The organism is Streptomyces sp. ML-6 (genome assembly GCF_030116705.1).
Taxonomy (GTDB): Bacteria; Actinomycetota; Actinomycetes; order Streptomycetales; family Streptomycetaceae; genus Streptomyces.
In genome coordinates this window covers 7,235,477-7,252,174 of sequence record NZ_JAOTIK010000001.1, presented here as the reverse complement: position 1 = coordinate 7,252,174, position 16,698 = coordinate 7,235,477, and the positions used below count along the sequence as shown (strand labels likewise).

Sequence of the window (16,698 nt, the reverse complement as noted above, 5' to 3'; positions counted from 1 at the left end):
GGCCGGTTCCGCCGGGACGTTCGGTTCCAGGGCGTTCAGTTCCGTTCCAGGACGCAGTCCCCGCACAGTCCGCCGCCCGGAACCCGGTAGTACAGGCAGCAGCTGCGCCTGCGGAACGCCGGGTCGTGCGGGGCGCCGGCGTCCCGCAGGTCCGGGTGGTCGAAGAGTTCGGCGGTCAGTGCGCGGGCCCGTGCGCCGACGTCGGGGCGCCGGTGCGTACGCGCCCAGGTGACCAGCTGACGCAGCGAACCCGCCAGTGCCGAGCCCGCGTTGCCCCACAGCAGCCGGTCGGACAGGGGGCCGTCCCGGTGGATCGCCTCGGCGAGGGGCACGAGGTGGCCGTACTGGACCTCCTCCCGGATGTGACGGGCGGTGCCGGGCAGCGGCACGGTGTCCGCCAGCCACAGGTCGTCGGGGGCCGTCCGTTCCGGGGCCCAGCGCAGGAGGCCGGGGGTGAGCGCGGGGAAGCCGCCGGTCAGCGCGGCGGACCCGAGCGCGACCGACCAGAGGCGCGAGGCCAGTCCCAGGTGCGCGATCGAGGCGGCGACCCGTCGCTCCGAGGTGCGCAGCCGGGCGGCGACGGTGTCGATGCGGGCGGTGAGCGGGGCGGACTCCCCCGCGTACAGCTCCGCCAGCGGGCGGGGCGCGCCGTCGGGCGGTGCCCCGGTCCGCAGTGCGAAGAACCCGCCCACCGAGGCCGCCGCGGACCCGTCCACCATCCCTCTGCTCCCTCTCGCCGCCCGGCCGCCGGCGTCGGCGCGCGGGGCTCCGGACGCCCGCGCCGCGGCGTTCACCGTAATGGTCCGAGGTTCTCCGGGAGGATGACTACCCTCGGGAGGAGGACACCGGGACCACCCTCGTACTACTTGGGCAGTACGCCGAATCGCAGCCTCAAGGACGACGACGCGGCCGTCCCGAAGGGACATCGTGGTGCACATGAGTTCCCTTGCGCTGTCCGTGCTTCTGTCACTGGTCTCCGCGGTCGCGTACGCGGCCGGGGCGATCGTCCAGGAACGCGTGGCCGCGGACGGGGACGGCGACTCGCTCGCACCGCTGCGCAACCGCGTCTGGTGGGCCGCCGTGACCCTGAACGGGGTGGGCGCGGTGCTGCACGTCGTGGCACTGGCCTACGGTCCGCTCAGCCTCGTCCAGCCGCTCGGGGCGCTCACCATCGTCTTCGCCCTGCCGATGGCGGCGCTCTTCGTGCGCCGCCGGGCGGGGGCCACCGCGTGGCGCGGCGCGATCATGACGACGGTCGGGCTGGCCGGTCTGCTCGCGCTCACCGGGAACGCCGAGTCGCGCGCCCTGGACGGTCCGGACCAGCTGCTGCTCGCCGGTCTGACGCTCGGTGCGATCGCGGCGCTCCTGCTGGCCTCCAGGGGTGTGCGCCGACCGGTGGTCCGCAGTGTGGTCCTGGCCGGGGCGGCGGGGGTCGCGTTCGGCATCGCCTCCGTGTTCACGAAGACGGTGGCGGTCGGGCTGACCTCCGGCCCGGTGGGCGCCGGGCTGCCGGCCCTGGTGGCGATCGGCGGTTTCGCCGCCTCCGGTCTGCTGCTCTCCCAGGCCGCGTACCGGGGTGCCGGACTGACCGCGCCCCTGGCCACCGTGACCGTGGTGAACCCGGTGGTGGCCGCGGTCGTCGGCCTCACGCTCTTCGGGGAGGAGTTCCTGCACGGCACGACCGGGGCCGTGCTCGCCCAGGCCTGCGCGGTGCTCGCGGCGGGAGGCCTGATCCTGCTCACGACGGAACGCCTGGGTGCGGAACGGCACGCCGCGCGGATGACGGACGGCGGGCTCCCGGACGACGCGTCGAGCGAGGGGCTTTGGAGCACCGGGACGGACGAGCGGAAGGCGCGGGCCGGGGAGACGGTGCCCGGCGCGGAGACGGTGCCCAGCAGGGAAACGGTGCCCGGGGCGGCCGGCCCCGTCCTGGAGGGATGTGCGGTCGGACCCGTGCTGGAGGCGGGTGCGGTCGAGCCCGTCCCGGAGACGGTGCCCGAGCGGCGCCGGCTGCCGTTGCTGATGCCGCTGATGTGTGTGGAGCAGGTGGAGTTCGGGGACGGGCGTCCCCGGTCCGACGCCGCGCTCCGGGGACGCCCGTCCGACGGTCCCGGCGCGCCGGATGACGCGACCGGGACCCACGGGACCGTTCAGACCCTGGCGCCGCCCGCCCTGAGGTAGGCCAGCGGGTCGATGTCCGAGCCGTAGCCGGGGCCGGTGCGGATCTCGAAGTGCAGGTGCGGACCGGTGCTGTTCCCGGTGGAGCCGGAGCGCGCGATGCGCTGGCCCGCGGAGACCTGCCGCCCCTCGCGCACGTGGAGCGCGGACAGGTGCGCGTACTGGCTGTACTTGCCGTCGTTGTGCCGGATGACGACCTGGTAGCCGTACGCCCCTCCCCAGCCCGCCGAGACGACCGTGCCTGAGGCCACCGCCTTCACCGACGTACCGGTGGGGACGGGGAAGTCGACCCCGGTGTGGTAGCCGCTGGACCAGGAACCGGCCTGGTGGTACGGCGTTCCGATGCCGGCCGAGACGGGGGCGACGAGGCCGTTGTGCCTCGCCGGCCGTTCCTTCGGGCGGGGGCTCTCGGTCTTCTTCGGCTGCGGCTTCGGTTTCGTGCTCTGCTGCGGCTTCGTGCTCCGGCTCTGGCTCTGCTGCGGTTTCGGCTTCGCCGCCTGCTGCTGGGGGGCCGCCGGCCGGGTCTTCGGCTTCGCCTTCGTCGCCTGGTCCTGCTGCGAGGCGACCGGTCGGGTCTTCGTCCCGGTTTCGGTGGTCCGGTCGTGGGACCTGGCCTCCTGGCGCTCGGGGGCCGCCGCGCGGTGCTCGGGCTCCGCCGCGCCCGCCTTCGGCTGCTTCGTCCGAACCGGGGTCTCCGCCTTCGGCTTCGCCGCCGGGGCCTGGGCCGTGCTCCGCGGCCGGGCGGCCGGGTCGATGCTCAGTCGCTGCCCGGGGAAGATGAGGTCCGGATCGTCCCCCACGACCTCGCGGTTGGCCTCGTAGAGGCGCTGCCAGCCGCCCCGGACGTGCTCGGACGCCGCGATCGCGGAGAGCGAGTCGCCGCGGGCCACGGTGTACGACTCGCGCTTGCCGGGCACGGAGGTCGGCGAGGCGGCCTCGGCCGCCCGCTTCGCCCGTGCTTTCCGGTCGGCGGCCTGCTCCTGCTTCTCCGACGCCCGTACCTGATCGGTGCGTTGGGACTGCGGGGCGATGTCTGCGGTGTCGCCGTCCCTGGTCAGTCCCGCCTTCGTCGAGCAGCCCGGCCAGGCGCCGGGGCCCTGCCCTTCGAGCACCTTCTCGGCGATTTTTATCTGCTGGTCCTTGGTGGCCAGGTCGGCGCGCGGGGCGTAGAGCGTGCCCCCGTAGGCCGCCCAGGTCGAGCGGGTGAACTGCAGTCCGCCGAAGTAGCCGTTGCCACTGTTGATGTGCCAGTTTCCGGTGGATTCGCAGGCGGCGACCTTCTCCCAGACGTCCGGGGAGGCGGCCCCCGCCGGTGCCGCCGCCAGGAGCGGGAGCGCGAGGCCCGCACCGCCCGCGGTGACCGTGAGCGAGGCACGGTTGATCCGGCTGGGCTGATATTTGCGGTGCCGTCCGTTCGCGGCCATGACTCGGCTCCCCCACAGGCAATAGGACACGTCGCAAGCGCCCAACTTATGTGCAGTCAAAGGAGGATGGCAAGAGAGCACCCGTATCCACCCGCCCCATCCACCCCGTTCCCCGCCGTGGCATGGCACGGCGGGGAACGGACGGGCCGCCCGGACGCCCGGACTTGTACGGACTCCTGACGATTCGTACGTACCCGTGTGGCGTCCCGACGACCCGTCAGGTTCGGCCGGTCAGTCCCGTGACAGTTCGGCCTCGGCCGCGGCCAGTGCGGCGAACTCCTCCTCCGGGGCGTTCGCGACGAGCCGGTGCCTGCTGTACAGGGCGAAGTAGGCCAGCGCCACCCCGTACACCCCGAGGGCGATGAACGCCGCGTTCCGGTCCACCAGGAAGGTCGCCACCAGCGCCGAGCAGGCCAGGACGAAGGCCACGGACGAGGTGAACGCGCCGCCGGGGGTGCGGTAGGGCCGTTCGAGATGTGGCTCACGGCGGCGCAGCACGACGTGGGAGAGCGCCATCAGCGCGTAGCTGATGGTGGCGCCGAAGACGGCGACGTTCAGCATCCGGCCGCCGTTGCCGACCCAGGCGGCCAGGGTGAAGCCGATCGCGCCGGGGATCAGCAGACCGAGGTAGGGGGACCTACGGCGGTTGGTCAGCGAGAGGAATCGTGGCAGGTACCCGGCCCGGGACAGGGCGAACAGCTGGCGGGAACCGGCGAAGATCAGCGAGAAGAACGAGGCCACCAGACCGGCGAGGCCCGCGTAGTTGACGAACCGGCTCAGGCCGGTGGGCCCGCCGTCGCCCTCCAGCGCGACCACGAGGGGGTTGCCGGCCTCCTGGATGGCCTTCGCGCCCTGTGCCCCGGTGGCGGAGAGGAAGGTGAGCACCGCCAGGCCCACCAGCACGGTCAGCGAGATGGCCAGCGCCTTCGGCATCGACCTGACCGGGTCCTTGGCCTCCTCGGCGGCGAGCGGCACGCCCTCGACGCCCAGGAAGAACCACATGCCGAAGGGGAAGGCGGCCCAGATGCCGAGCAGCCCGAAGGGCAGCCAGGACGAGGAGCCGAACGCGCCGGTGTCCACCGGGATGTCATCGAGGCGGCTCGCGTCGAACTCGGTGAACGCACCGATGGCGAAGACCAGCAGGGCGGCCACGGCGATGGCGGTCACGACCAGGCTGAACCGCAGCGCCTCACCGACGCCCCACAGGTGGATGCCGATGAAGACGGCGAAGCATGCAAGGTAGACGGGCCAGCCGGAGGTGAGGCCGAACAGGCCGAGCGATTCGACGTAGTCGCCGATGAACAGCGAGATGGCGGCCGGGGCGAGAATGTACTCGATGAGGATCGCGGTGCCGGTGAGGAAGCCGCCCCAGGTCCCCAGGGCGCGCCGCGCGAAGCCGTAACCGCCGCCCGCGGTGGGCAGGATGGCGGAGAGTTCGGCCAGTGCGAAGACCAGGCACGCGTACATCAGGCCCATCAGCACGGTGGCCGCGGCCAGTCCGCCGAAGCCGCCCTTGGAGAGACCGATGTTCCAGCCGGAGTAGTCGCCGGACACGACGTAGGCGACGCCGAGTCCGGTCAGCAGGAGCCAGCCCGCGCTGCCCCGGCGCAGGGTGCGGCGGTGCAGGTACTCGTCCGCGCCGGACGCCCCGTCGCCGGGGCCGCCCGGTGGGCTGGTGGTGGTACCGGTTCCCTGGGTCATGAGGCGCTCCAGTCGTGTGTCGGCGGCGCTGCGCCGGGGCGTGGGGGCGAAGAGCGAGCCTTCGGCAAAGGTTCGGTGGCACACCTTTGTGGAACGCCGGGGGAAACACAAGGGGCGTACGCAAAAGAGTGGTCACGGATGCACACCGCACCGCCGCCGGGAACACCCGCCCGCCGCGCCCCGGGAGGAGGCATCGACCGACACGCCGCCACAAGGACGGCATCCGCGACGGCAACGGGGTGCGTACGCCGACGCCGCACACGGCTCCGACGCCTCCGCGCGAACACCCTTCCCGGGCAACGGCGGAATCATCCCTTCGACCGGCGACGGAACTCCGCTACTCCCCTCCCCGCCGCCACCCTTCACCCCTCTTCCCAAGCAATGGTCAACTGCCATACCTTATGGATCTCGGTGCACCCAAGGAGGAATCCCGTGGCAGACCGCACACCCCCGCTCGCCGTCGAGGAGCTGCGCTCGCTCGTCGCGAACGGGTCGATCGACACCGTCGTGCTGGCGTTTCCCGACATGCAGGGGCGGCTCCAGGGGAAGCGGTTCGCCGCCGGGTTCTTCCTCGACGAGGTCCTGGAGCACGGCACCGAGGGCTGCAACTACCTGCTGGCCGTGGACACCGACATGAACACCGTCGACGGCTACGCGATGTCCTCCTGGGAGCACGGCTACGGCGACTTCGCCATGATCCCGGACCTCGCCTCGCTGCGGCTCGTCCCCTGGCACGAGGGCACCGCCCTGCTGCTGGCCGACCTCGCCTGGCACGACGGCAGCCCGGTCGTCGCCGCGCCGCGCCAGGTCCTGCGCCGCCAGCTGGACCGGCTGGCCGGACTCGGCTACCGGGCCCAGGTGGGCACGGAGCTGGAGTTCATCGTCTTCAAGGACAGCTACGAGGAGGCCTGGGACCGCGGCTACCGCGGGCTGACCCCGGCCAACCAGTACAACGTCGACTACTCCATCCTGGGCTCCGGCCGCGTCGAACCGCTGCTGCGCCGCATCCGCAACGAGATGCAGGCCGCCGGGCTGACCGTCGAGTCGGCCAAGGGCGAGTGCAACCTCGGCCAGCACGAGATCGCCTTCCGCTACGACGAGGCGCTGATCACCTGCGACCAGCACGCCGTCTACAAGACGGGCGCCAAGGAGATCGCCGCGCAGGAGGGCGTCTCGCTCACCTTCATGGCCAAGTACGACGAGCGCGAGGGCAATTCCTGCCACATCCACCTCTCGCTCACCGATCGCGATGGCGACAACGCGATGGCGGGCGACGGCCCGGACGGCATGTCGCCGCTGATGCGGCACTTCCTGGCCGGACAGCTCGCCGCGCTGCGCGACTTCTCGTTGCTGTACGCGCCGAACATCAACTCCTACAAGAGGTTCCAGCCCGGGTCGTTCGCACCGACGGCCGTCGCCTGGGGCCACGACAACCGCACCTGTTCGCTGCGGGTGGTCGGCCACGGCCGTTCCCGCCGTTTCGAGAACCGGCTGCCCGGCGGCGACGTCAACCCGTACCTCGCCACCGCCGGTCTGGTCGCCGCGGGGCTGTACGGCGTGGAACACGAACTGCCGCTGCCGGAGGTGTGCACCGGCAACGCCTACACCGCCGATTACCAGCAGGTGCCGACCACCCTGCGCGAGGCCGCCGACCTGTGGGAGGCCAGCCCCATCGCCAAGGAGGCCTTCGGCGAGGAGGTCGTCGCGCACTACCTGAACATGGCGCGTGTCGAACTCGCCGCGTACGACGCCGCCGTGACCGACTGGGAGCTGCGCCGTTCCTTCGAGCGCCTGTGACCTCCCTCCGTACCACTCCCCACTCCCCACTCCTCGTGCCCTGCTCCCTGCTCCCTGCTCCCTGCTCCCTGCTCCCGATGATCGAGGCCCGTACGTGTCCCATCAGCCCGAACCCCGCCATCTGAACGTCCTGAACCCGGCCACGGCCGAGGTCCTCGCGACCGTCCCGGCCGCCACCCCCGCCGACGTCGACGCGGCCGTCGTCCGCGCCGCCACCGCCCAGCGCGCCTGGGCCGCCGCCGCACCCGCCGACCGCGCCCGACTGCTGCGCCGCTTCGCCGCCGTGGTCGACGAACACGTCGAGGAACTGGCCCTGTTGGAGGTCCGCGAGGCCGGCCACACCATCGGCAACGCCCGCTGGGAGGCGGGCAATGTGCGCGACCTCCTCGACTACTGCGCGGGGGGCGCCGAGCGCCTGACGGGCCGGCAGATCCCGGTCGCGGGCGGCATCGACTTCACCCTGCTGGAACCCCTCGGCGTCATCGGTGTCATCGCGCCCTGGAACTTCCCGATGCCGATCGCCGCCTGGGGCACGGCCCCGGCGCTCGCCGCCGGCAACGCCGTCCTGCTCAAGCCCGCCGAGACCACACCGCTGACCGCGCTGCGCCTGGCCGAGCTGGCCCTGGTGGCCGGACTGCCCGACGGGCTCTTCCAGGTGCTCCCGGGCGAGGGCGCGGTGGCCGGGAACGCCCTGGTGGAGCACCCCGGCGTGGCCAAGATCGTCTTCACCGGCTCCACCCGGACCGGCAAGCACATCATGGCCCGCTGTGCCGACCGCGTGAAGCCCCTCACCCTGGAGCTCGGCGGCAAGAGCCCGAACGTGGTCTTCGCCGACGCCGATCTGGCCGCCGCGGCCGCCGCCGCCCCGATGTCCTTCCTGGACAACGCCGGCCAGGACTGCTGCGCCCGGACCCGCATCCTCGTCGAACGCTCCGTCCACGACCGCTTCCTCGATCTGCTGGCACCGGCCGTCGCCGCCGTGGTGGTCGGCGACCCGTCCGACGAGAAGACCATGATGGGGCCGCTGATCTCCGCCGCCCAGCGGGACCGGGTGCGCGGTTTCGTGGACGGCCCCGGCGGGGACGGTCCGCCGGACGGCGTACGGACGATCCTCGGCCGGGCACCGGAGGGTCCGGGGTTCTGGTATCCGCCGACCGTGCTCGCCGGGGTGTCGCCGGAAGCGCCGGTGGCCGTCGAGGAGGTGTTCGGCCCGGTCGCCGTGGTCCTGCCCTTCGACGACGAGACGGACGCCGTACGCCTGGCGAACGCGACGGAGTACGGGCTCTCCGGCTCGGTCTGGACCCGCGACGTGGGCCGCGCCCTGCGCGTGGCGCAGGGCCTGCGGGCCGGGAACCTCTCGGTCAACTCGCACTCCAGCGTGCGCTACTCGACTCCCTTCGGCGGTTACAAGCAGTCCGGGCTGGGCCGTGAACTCGGTCCCGACGCCCTCGCCGCCTTCACCGAAACCAAGAACGTCTTCATCAGCACGGAGGCCTGAAGCACCATGACCGACACCACCGCCGTCTGCCGCCGCCTGGTCGGCCGCACCGCCGTCGTCACCGGAGCCGGCAGCGGCATCGGGCTCGCCACCGCACGGCGCCTGGCCGACGAGGGCGCCCACGTCGTCTGCGCGGACGTGGACGAGGAGAGCGGAAAGGCCGTCGCCGAGGAGGTCGCGGGCCTCTTCGTCCGTACCGACGTCACGGACGCCGAGCAGGTCGAGGCGTTGTTCAAGGCCGCGTTCGACACGTACGGCTCGGTCGACATCGCCTTCAACAACGCGGGGATCTCACCGCCCGAGGACGACTCCATCCTGGAGACCGGCCTCGACGCCTGGCGGCGGGTGCAGGAGGTCAACCTCACCTCCGTCTACCTGTGCTGCAAGGCAGCGATCCCCTACATGCGCCGCCAGGGCAAGGGCTCCATCATCAACACCGCCTCGTTCGTGGCCCGGATGGGCGCCGCCACCTCGCAGATCTCCTACACCGCGTCCAAGGGCGGCGTGCTGGCCATGTCCCGCGAGCTCGGGGTGCAGTTCGCCCGTGAGGGCATCCGGGTCAACGCCCTGTGCCCCGGGCCGGTCAACACCCCGCTGCTCCAGGAGCTGTTCGCCAAGGACCCGGAGCGGGCGGCGCGCAGGCTGGTACACATCCCGGTCGGCCGGTTCGCCGAACCCGACGAGATGGCCGCCGCCGTGGCCTTCCTGGCCAGCGACGACTCCTCCTTCGTCAACGCCACCGACTTCCTGGTCGACGGCGGACTCTCCGGCGCGTACGTCACGCCGCTCTAGGTGTACTGACTCGTGAGGTTGGGGGACGCACCGCTCCGCCCCCGGCCCCGGCCCCGCGTACGGACGTACGGGGGGCCGGGTGCCGTCGCGCGGTGCGGGAAAAGCCGCGTCACTCCCCCGCATCCGCCGGTCGAGCCGCTACAGGTGCGCGAGCAGGCGGTCCAGTGGGCGCGGTACTCGGGCGAGGTCCAGGGCGTCGACGAGCGAGCGGGCGTACTGGCTCTTCCGGCCGCTGATGGTTCCCATGAAGCGCCGCAGCTGCCGCTCGACGCTCCGCTCACGCTGGGCGGGCTGCTTCTGGAAGATGTGGAAGGCCCGCAGGTCGCCCTCGGCCTCGATGACCTGTTGCACGGAGTCGGCGCCGAGTGCGCGGATCAGCTCCTCCTCCAGGTCGGCGACGCACACCTGGAAACCGAGCGGCTCCATGTCGGCGCGCGTGAGGTCGCGGCCGAGACCCGCCCGCTCCAGTGCGCGCGAGAAGTGCCCCTCCTCGCCGACGTCGCACAAGCCCGCCACCGCGATGCCGAGCCCCCGGGGGCCCAACAGGTTCAGGAATCGGCCGATGTTGGTGGCGCCTCCGAGCGGAATGACGGCGATGCCCTCCGCGTCGAGGGTGCGGCCGTGGCGTGCGGCCAGCACTTCGAGCGCCACCTGGTCGCTGGCCCCCTCCACGAGCACGGCCGTGCGCAGGGCGGGGCCGGTGGCCAGTTCGCGCGCGACCGCGGCGGCCGCCGGCGCCCCGGCACCGTCGGCCGCCCACTCCACGGCCGCTGCCCGGAATCGCCTCGTCGTCTCCATGGGCCCAGTCTCTCAGCCACGGCCGGGGCGTTCGCAACGAACTTTTCCCGCACGGCACTTCACCGGGGGCGCTGCTGTGCGGAAGGAAGCGCGACGTGCCGGTACGGCTGCGGGCGCCCGGCCCCGTCACGAGCCGACGTGGGCCGGGCGCCCCGGTCCTGCCCGGTCGGGTCCGGCTCGGTCAGAAGTCGTAGGGCTTGGCCGTGTTCCAGTTCGTGACGTCGGCACTGGTCCAGGTGAACTCCGACGGCACGCCCTCGCCGTCGCGGGCGTCCTGCTCGACGGCCGGGCCCATGTGCCCGGTCCCGTCGCGCAGGGCGATCGAGAGGCCTGTCGCCGTGCGGGGCCCCGGGCCGTCGGCGAAGAGCGCCACGGCGGAGTAGACCTTGCCGCCGGACCGGACCGTGATCCGGGCGCTGCCGCCCGGGGCGTCCTTCGTCGAGTGGGGCAGGACCTCCGGGCCGTTCCCGAGCACGACCGACGGGGACGAGGTGACCCAGCAGGGTTCGGAGCCGGCGTTCCGCGCGGTGATCAGCAGGTGCTCGCCCGGCTGGTCCGGGAAGCGGTGCAGGACGGAGTACGCCATCTCGTCGCCCGTGCACGGAACGGCACCGGCGGAGGTGACGGTGCCGCCCCCGGCGGAGCCGGAGCGCGAGACGGAGGCGAGGACGTTCCTGCCGTCGTCCGTCCCCGACACCTGCCGCACGTTCTCCACCCCCGCCGAACCGTCCACCGTGGTGGTGGTCCCCATGCGGGTGCTCGTGGCCTCGCCGAGGGCGCTGCCCGAACCACCGCAGGCGGTGAGGGACAGGGCGAGGGCGGCGGTCGGAGCGAGAGTGCTGATCCGGGAAGTGCGCATGTCGAGATTCCCCTGTGCGGTGAGGTGGGTTTCGCGGAGTCGTCCCCGCCGCGGTCACCAGCCCGTACAGCCCTGCCGGCGCATCGCTCGCGCCCGGCCGGCGTCTCGCCGAGGTGGCGGCCGACGGCACAGAGCCTACGTCCCGCGCCCCGTTCTTCCCGGTCTCACGCGCCGGGGCCGGTTCAGTCGAGCAATACCGACCGCAGCCGCGCGGCGAACGCCTCGGGGTGCTCGCTCGATCCGGTGTGCCCGCCGGGGAACTCCACGAGCCTGCCGCCCGCCCGGTCCGCCAGCCGGGAGGCCGGAACCGCCGTGAGCAGGGTGCCGGATTCCTCCCCGATCCCGACGACCAGCTTCCCTCCGCCGCGGGCCAGCGCTTCCAGGTCCAGGGTGTGACCGCTGAACGAGCACAGCACGTGCTCCAGGAACATCGGAAGGTTGGCATGCATCCGCTGCACGGCCTCGGCCTCCCGCACGGTCTGCTCGACCGGCTCCGCCGCCCTCCCCGTCTTCGCCGCCGTCGTCGTCCCCTGTACGGGCGGCGCGTCCGGGGCCTGGGCCTCGTCCGGAACCGGGGGCTCGTCCAGGGCCGGGGCCTCGTCCGGGTCCATGAGGCCTTCCGTCATGGTGGCCAGCGCCGCGGCCACCCCGCCGTCGCGGAAGGAGTCCCGCACCGAGGCGAAGAGCCGTCGTCCCCGTTCCGGATCGGGCAGCAGTTCCACCAGGGGCGGTTCGTGCGCGACCACCCGGTGCAGCCGCTCGGGGTGCCGGGCGAGCAGGTCCAGGGCCACGATCGCCCCCGAACTGGCACCGAAGACCGACACCGGTCCGCCGCCCGGCGCGAGCAGCTCGATCAGCCGGTACGCGTCCTCGCTCTGCACCGCCACCCGCTGCTCGGCCGGCCCACCGTCGAGGAGGCTGCGCGAGTATCCGCGCGGGTCGAGGGTCGCGACGGTCCATCTGTCGGCGAGCCGCGCCGCCATCCGGTCGTAGATCCCCGCGTCGGCGCTGCCTCCCGGCAGCAACAGCAGCAACGGGCCCTCGCCGCGCACCTCGTGGTACAGCGTCGCGCCGGGCACCTCCAGGTGTCCGGCGCGGTCCGGTGCCAGGCGGTCAGCCATCCTCGTCCTCCCCGTCGTTCGGGGCCGACGGCCAGTGCTCCAGCAGGAAGTGCAGGGCCTCGACGGCTCGTTCCCAGGACGTCTGCACGTCACGGGGCGCACCGAAGCCCCCGCTCGCCTCCAGCGCGCAGAAGCCGTGGAAGGTGCTGCGCAACAGCCGTACGGCGTCCGTGAGATCGGGCTCGGCCAGACCGTAGGCCCGCAGCATCGCTCCCGTGGTCTCGATGGTGCGGCGGTACGCGGACGTCCGGGCCGCGACGGCGGGATCGACCCGCAGCTGCGTCGCCTCGTACCGGCCCGGCCGCTCCAGCGCGAAAGCCCGGTAGGCATCGGCGAACCCGACCAGGGCGTCCTTCCCGGCCCGGCCCACCACGGCGCCGGCGATCCGGTCGATGAACTCCTCGGAGGCCAGCACCGCGACCCGGAACCGCAGGTCCTGGAGGTTCTTGACGTGCGAGTACAGGCTGGCGTCCTTGACGCCGAAGCCCCGGGCCAGGGCGGAGATCGTGACCTTGTCGAAGCCGATGTCGTCGGCCAGGTCGGCCGCCGCCTCCACCACGCGCTCGGTCGTGAGTCCCGCGCGAACCATCCGCCACCTCCGCCGCAATCAACCCTAGGGGTCCTAGGTACTTTTCTAACACGTCAAGGTCACTTCGCGCGATCGATGGCGAACAGGCCGTTCCCCCGCCCCGAATCCATACTGAAGATCCCGGCAAAATCGAAGATCCGGGCATTTCCGACACAGATGGTGGAGCACACGGATGAGCGGCACGGCACAGATCGGCGTCACGGGGCTCGCGGTCATGGGCCGCAACCTCGCGCGCAACTTCGCCCGCAACGGCCTCACGGTCGCGGTGCACAACCGGACGACCGCGCGGACGGACGCCCTGGTGGAGGAGTTCGGCGGCGAGGGAACCTTCGTCGCCGCGCGCACCCCGCAGGAGTTCGTCGCGGCGCTCGAACGGCCGCGCCGGCTCGTGATCATGGTGAAGGCGGGTGATCCGACCGATGCCGTGATCCAGGAGTTCGCCCCGCTCCTCGAAGAGGGCGACGTCATCATCGACGGCGGCAACGCGCACTTCCAGGACACCCGGCGCCGGGAGAAGGAGCTGCGCGGGCGCGGCATCCACTTCGTCGGCGTCGGCATCTCGGGGGGCGAGGAGGGCGCGCTGAACGGGCCGAGCATCATGCCCGGCGGTTCGGCCGAGTCGTACGAGTCGCTGGGGCCGCTGCTGGAGCGGATCGCCGCCCGGGCGAAGGACGGCACCCCGTGCACCACCCACATCGGTCCCGACGGGGCCGGACACTTCGTGAAGATGGTCCACAACGGCATCGAGTACGCGGACATGCAGCTGATCGCGGAGGCGTACGACCTGCTGCGCACCATGGCGGGCTACTCCCCCGCGAAGATCGCCGAGACGTTCCGCGGCTGGAACACCGGCCGCCTCGACTCGTATCTGATCGAGATCACGGCGGAGGTCCTCGCCCACACCGACGCGGCCACCGGGAAGCCCTTCGTCGACGTCGTGCAGGACCGCGCCGAGCAGAAGGGCACGGGCCGCTGGACGGTGCAGATCGCCCTGGACCTGGGAGTGCCCGTCTCCGGAATCGCGGAGGCCGTCTTCGCCCGGTCCCTGTCCGGGCACGCGGATCTGCGCGAGTCCGCCCGGGACCTGTCCGGCCCGTCGGCCGCCCCGCTCGGCGCGGCCGAGGCCGCGGCCTTCGCGGACCGGGTGGAGCAGGCGCTGTACGCGTCCAAGATCGTCTCGTACACACAGGGGTTCCACCAGATCCGGGCGGGCAGCGAGGCGTACGACTGGGACGTCGACCTCGGTGCGGTGGCGGCGATCTGGCGGGCCGGGTGCATCATCAGGGCCGCGTTCCTCGACCGGATCCGGGCCGCCTACGACGCCCGTCCCGACCTGCCGAGCCTGCTGTCGGACGAGAAGTTCGCCGCGGAGATCGGCGCGGCGCAGGACGACTGGCGCGCGGTGGTCGCCGAGGCGGTGCGGCAGGGCGTGCCGACGCCGGGGTTCGCGGCCGCGCTCTCGTACTACGACGGCCTGCGCGCCGACCGGCTGCCCGCGGCGCTCACCCAGGGACAGCGCGACTTCTTCGGCGCGCACACCTACCGCCGTACCGACCGGGAAGGCTCCTTCCACACGCTCTGGGGCGGCGACCGGTCGGAGGTCGCCACGGGATGACCGGGGCGGGACGGCCGGTGGGGAACCGGGCCCGGGCGGGACGGTCGACGCAGTACGGGCCCGGGCGGGACGGCCGGCGGGGGACAAGGTGGCCGGGCGACCGGCGCGGACCGGCGCGGGAACTCTCCCCGGAGCGGCCCGTTCGTCCACTCGCCGCCGGGGTCGCCCGGCCGGATGTCCCGGGGTGCGGCGGCGGCCCGCCCGTGCGTAAGTAGCAGCGAGCCCCTTCCCCGGCTCCGGCCCACCGCCCCGCCGCCGCCCCGGTCCGTAGCCCCGGCCCGCCGTCGCCCGTCCCAGGGAGCCCCCGCATGTCCGACGCCACCCCGGAACCCGCCTCGGAGCCGCCCGCGGCCCAGCCCGTCGTCTCGCCGCTGTCCCGTGCCGCCCTGATCCTGGTCGCCACGATCGAGCCCGGCGGGGAGAGCGCGGTGCGCGAGGTGCTGCCCGACCTGGCGGCCTTCGGCCGCTCCATCGGATTCCGGTTCCCCGACACCGGCCTGGCCTGCGTGACCGGCTTCGGCTCCGACGCCTGGGACCGGCTGTTCTCCGGGCCCCGGCCGGCCCTGCTGCATCCGTTCCGGGAACTGCGCGGCCCCCGGCACCACGCGCCCGCCACCCCGGGGGACCTGCTGTTCCACATCCGGGGCGAGCGGATGGACGTGTGCTACCAGTGGGCGGCCCAGCTGTTCGACCGGCTCGGCGGGGCGGTGAAGGTGGTCGACGAGACCCAGGGGTTCCGCTACTTCGACCAGCGGGACCTGCTCGGATTCGTCGACGGGACGGAGAACCCGGTGGGCGCGGACGCCCGGTCGGCGGCGCTGGTCGGCCCCGAGGACCCCGCGTTCACCGGCGGCAGCTACGTCGTCGTGCAGAAGTACCTCCACGACCTCAGAGCCTGGAACTCGCTGAGCACCGAGGCCCAGGAGCGGGTCATCGGCCGCACGAAGGCCGACGACATCGAGTTCCCCGACGACCTCAAGCCCGCCGACTCGCACATCGCCCTCACCACGATCACCGACCCGGACGGCACGGAACACGACATCCTGCGGGCCAACATGCCGTTCGGCAGTTTCGAGGAGGGCGTCTTCGGCACGTACTTCATCGGGTACGCCGCCGATCCCGGCGTGACCGAGCAGATGCTCCGCAACATGTTCCTCGGTGATCCGCCCGGCACCCACGACCGCATCCTGGACTTCTCGACCGCGGTCACCGGCACCCTCTTCCACGCCCCCCGCGCCGACTTCCTCGACGCCCCGCCCCCGCCGCCCCCGCCGGCCGGGACCGAGGCCCTGCCGGAGCCGGTGCCCGTCCCGGTGGCGGCGAAGGCTCCCGGCCCGGCCCGCCCCTCCGACGGTTCGCTGCGCATCGGCAGCCTGCAAGAAAGCGACCGGTGATGAACAACCTGCATCGTGAACTCGCCCCCGTCACTGAAGCCGCCTGGGCACAGATCGAGGAGGAGGCCCGGCGCACCTTCAGCCGTCATCTGGCGGGCCGCCGCGTCGTCGACGTGACCGGGCCGGAAGGCTCCGGGCTGGCCGCCATCGGCGACGGTCATCTGCGCGAGATCGATCCGCCCGCACCGGACGTGATCGCCCGGGCCCGCACCTCGATGCCGGTCATCGAATGGCGGGTGCCGTTCACGGTGACCCGGGCGGCCGTGGACGACGTCGAGCGCGGCTCGGACGACAGCGACTGGCAGCCCGTCAAGGACGCCGCCCGCACCTGCGCGTTCGCCGAGGACATGTCGATCATCGACGGCTACGCCTCGGCCGGGATCACCGGACTGCGGGACGGCTCCTCGCACACCCCGCTCTCACTGCCCGCCGACGCCCGCGACTACCCGGCCACCGTCAGCCAGGCACTCACCCGGCTGCGGCTGGCCGGGGTCGACGGCCCGTACCGGCTGCTGCTCGGCGCCGACGCCTTCACCGAGGCCACCGAGACCTCCGACCACGGGTACCCGGTGGCCACCCATCTGGCCCGGCTGCTCGACGACCAGATCCTGTGGGCCCCCGCCGTCACGGGCGGGGTGCTGCTGTCCACCCGTGGCGGCGACTTCGAACTGTGCCTCGGCCAGGACCTCTCCATCGGCTACCAGGACCACGACGCGACCAGTGTCAGGCTCTACTTCCACCAGTCGTTCACCTTCCGGATGCTGACGCCCGAGGCCGTGGTGCCGATCATCGCCTGAACGGCCGGGCCCGAACGGGCCCGGCCGACCGTCCTATTGGGGCGACGGCTGAGGTTCGGGCTGCGGTTCGGGCTGCGGGGTGGGCGGGATCGGATCCGGCGCCGGGCCCGGTGGCACCGGGCCGGGTGGCGGAGG

Annotated in this window: 14 protein-coding genes; 7 read left to right on the top strand and 7 right to left on the bottom strand. The window is 72.8% G+C overall.

The genetic code is table 11. The features are described from left to right. Window positions 1–35: 35 nt before the first annotated feature. On the bottom strand, window positions 36–719 hold the full coding sequence (locus tag OCT49_RS31820; protein ID WP_283855245.1) for a (2Fe-2S)-binding protein: 684 nt from the start codon (window positions 717–719) through the stop codon (window positions 36–38). Between the two features lie 217 nt (window positions 720–936). On the opposite strand from OCT49_RS31820, the gene OCT49_RS31815 reads away from it, so the two are divergent. Beyond that, on the top strand, window positions 937–2,181 hold the full coding sequence (locus OCT49_RS31815) for a DMT family transporter (RefSeq protein ID WP_283855244.1): 1,245 nt from the start codon (window positions 937–939) through the stop codon (window positions 2,179–2,181). Here OCT49_RS31815 and OCT49_RS31810 read toward each other — a convergent pair. Together OCT49_RS31810 and eat are read right to left on the bottom strand one after the other, a co-directional pair. Further along, window positions 2,151–3,602 carry a peptidoglycan DD-metalloendopeptidase family protein gene (locus OCT49_RS31810; RefSeq protein WP_283855243.1) on the bottom strand — a complete coding sequence of 484 codons (1,452 nt, stop codon included), beginning with the start codon at window positions 3,600–3,602 and terminating at the stop codon, window positions 2,151–2,153. The two genes, OCT49_RS31815 and OCT49_RS31810, sit on opposite strands and share 31 nt — an antisense overlap. A 231-nt stretch (window positions 3,603–3,833) precedes the next feature. Beyond that, complete coding sequence (gene eat / locus OCT49_RS31805; protein WP_283855242.1) at window positions 3,834–5,303, bottom strand: ethanolamine permease; 1,470 nt, start codon at window positions 5,301–5,303, stop codon at window positions 3,834–3,836. A gap of 432 nt (window positions 5,304–5,735) precedes the next feature. Here eat and OCT49_RS31800 point away from each other — a divergent pair, with 432 nt between their 5' ends. From OCT49_RS31800 to OCT49_RS31790, 3 genes are all read left to right on the top strand, one after another. Beyond that, window positions 5,736–7,100, top strand: coding sequence for a glutamine synthetase family protein (locus OCT49_RS31800; protein WP_283855241.1), 1,365 nt, complete (start codon window positions 5,736–5,738; stop codon window positions 7,098–7,100). Window positions 7,101–7,194: 94 nt separating this feature from the next. Then, on the top strand, window positions 7,195–8,598 hold the full coding sequence (locus OCT49_RS31795; protein WP_283855240.1) for an aldehyde dehydrogenase family protein: 1,404 nt from the start codon (window positions 7,195–7,197) through the stop codon (window positions 8,596–8,598). A gap of 6 nt (window positions 8,599–8,604) precedes the next feature. Beyond that, window positions 8,605–9,390 (top strand): 3-oxoacyl-ACP reductase, encoded by a 786-nt coding sequence (locus tag OCT49_RS31790; protein ID WP_283855239.1) that lies wholly within the window; start codon window positions 8,605–8,607, stop codon window positions 9,388–9,390. Window positions 9,391–9,528: 138 nt separating this feature from the next. On the opposite strand, the gene OCT49_RS31785 is transcribed toward OCT49_RS31790, so the two are convergent. The 4 genes from OCT49_RS31785 to OCT49_RS31770 all read right to left on the bottom strand — a co-directional run bounded on the left by OCT49_RS31785 (window position 9,529) and on the right by OCT49_RS31770 (window position 12,757). Further along, complete coding sequence (locus tag OCT49_RS31785; RefSeq protein WP_283855238.1) at window positions 9,529–10,188, bottom strand: TOPRIM nucleotidyl transferase/hydrolase domain-containing protein; 660 nt, start codon at window positions 10,186–10,188, stop codon at window positions 9,529–9,531. Window positions 10,189–10,369: 181 nt separating this feature from the next. Continuing rightward, window positions 10,370–11,047 (bottom strand): DUF4232 domain-containing protein, encoded by a 678-nt coding sequence (locus OCT49_RS31780; RefSeq protein ID WP_283855237.1) that lies wholly within the window; start codon window positions 11,045–11,047, stop codon window positions 10,370–10,372. 182 nt (window positions 11,048–11,229) lie between these two features. Then, on the bottom strand, window positions 11,230–12,168 hold the full coding sequence (locus OCT49_RS31775; RefSeq protein ID WP_283855236.1) for an alpha/beta fold hydrolase: 939 nt from the start codon (window positions 12,166–12,168) through the stop codon (window positions 11,230–11,232). Further along, a complete protein-coding gene (locus OCT49_RS31770; protein WP_283855235.1) occupies window positions 12,161–12,757 on the bottom strand; it encodes a TetR/AcrR family transcriptional regulator in 597 nt (198 codons plus the stop codon). The genes OCT49_RS31775 and OCT49_RS31770 overlap by 8 nt, the downstream gene beginning before the upstream one ends. A gap of 172 nt (window positions 12,758–12,929) precedes the next feature. On the opposite strand from OCT49_RS31770, the gene gnd reads away from it, so the two are divergent. The 3 genes from gnd (at window position 12,930) to OCT49_RS31755 (ending at window position 16,563) form a co-directional block, all read left to right on the top strand. Then, complete coding sequence (gene gnd / locus OCT49_RS31765; RefSeq protein WP_283855234.1) at window positions 12,930–14,372, top strand: NADP-dependent phosphogluconate dehydrogenase; 1,443 nt, start codon at window positions 12,930–12,932, stop codon at window positions 14,370–14,372. Window positions 14,373–14,680: 308 nt separating this feature from the next. Continuing rightward, a complete protein-coding gene (locus OCT49_RS31760) occupies window positions 14,681–15,766 on the top strand; it encodes a Dyp-type peroxidase (RefSeq protein WP_283855233.1) in 1,086 nt (361 codons plus the stop codon). Further along, on the top strand, window positions 15,766–16,563 hold the full coding sequence (locus tag OCT49_RS31755) for a family 1 encapsulin nanocompartment shell protein (protein WP_283855232.1): 798 nt from the start codon (window positions 15,766–15,768) through the stop codon (window positions 16,561–16,563). Before OCT49_RS31760 ends, OCT49_RS31755 begins: the two co-directional genes overlap by 1 nt. Window positions 16,564–16,698 lie beyond the last annotated feature (135 nt).

What these genes read in the sequence shown, in the direction of transcription:
- OCT49_RS31820 (WP_283855245.1), bottom strand. Translation starts at nt 719, where the DNA reads ATGGTGGACGGGTCCGCGGCGGCCTCGGTGGGCGGGTTCTTCGCACTG.
- OCT49_RS31815 (WP_283855244.1), top strand. Translation starts at nt 937, where the DNA reads ATGAGTTCCCTTGCGCTGTCCGTGCTTCTGTCACTGGTCTCCGCGGTC.
- OCT49_RS31810 (WP_283855243.1), bottom strand. Translation starts at nt 3,602, where the DNA reads ATGGCCGCGAACGGACGGCACCGCAAATATCAGCCCAGCCGGATCAAC.
- eat (WP_283855242.1), bottom strand. Translation starts at nt 5,303, where the DNA reads ATGACCCAGGGAACCGGTACCACCACCAGCCCACCGGGCGGCCCCGGC.
- OCT49_RS31790 (WP_283855239.1), top strand. Translation starts at nt 8,605, where the DNA reads ATGACCGACACCACCGCCGTCTGCCGCCGCCTGGTCGGCCGCACCGCC.
- OCT49_RS31785 (WP_283855238.1), bottom strand. Translation starts at nt 10,188, where the DNA reads ATGGAGACGACGAGGCGATTCCGGGCAGCGGCCGTGGAGTGGGCGGCC.
- OCT49_RS31780 (WP_283855237.1), bottom strand. Translation starts at nt 11,047, where the DNA reads ATGCGCACTTCCCGGATCAGCACTCTCGCTCCGACCGCCGCCCTCGCC.
- OCT49_RS31775 (WP_283855236.1), bottom strand. Translation starts at nt 12,168, where the DNA reads ATGGCTGACCGCCTGGCACCGGACCGCGCCGGACACCTGGAGGTGCCC.
- OCT49_RS31770 (WP_283855235.1), bottom strand. Translation starts at nt 12,757, where the DNA reads ATGGTTCGCGCGGGACTCACGACCGAGCGCGTGGTGGAGGCGGCGGCC.
- gnd (WP_283855234.1), top strand. Translation starts at nt 12,930, where the DNA reads ATGAGCGGCACGGCACAGATCGGCGTCACGGGGCTCGCGGTCATGGGC.
- OCT49_RS31760 (WP_283855233.1), top strand. Translation starts at nt 14,681, where the DNA reads ATGTCCGACGCCACCCCGGAACCCGCCTCGGAGCCGCCCGCGGCCCAG.
- OCT49_RS31755 (WP_283855232.1), top strand. Translation starts at nt 15,766, where the DNA reads ATGAACAACCTGCATCGTGAACTCGCCCCCGTCACTGAAGCCGCCTGG.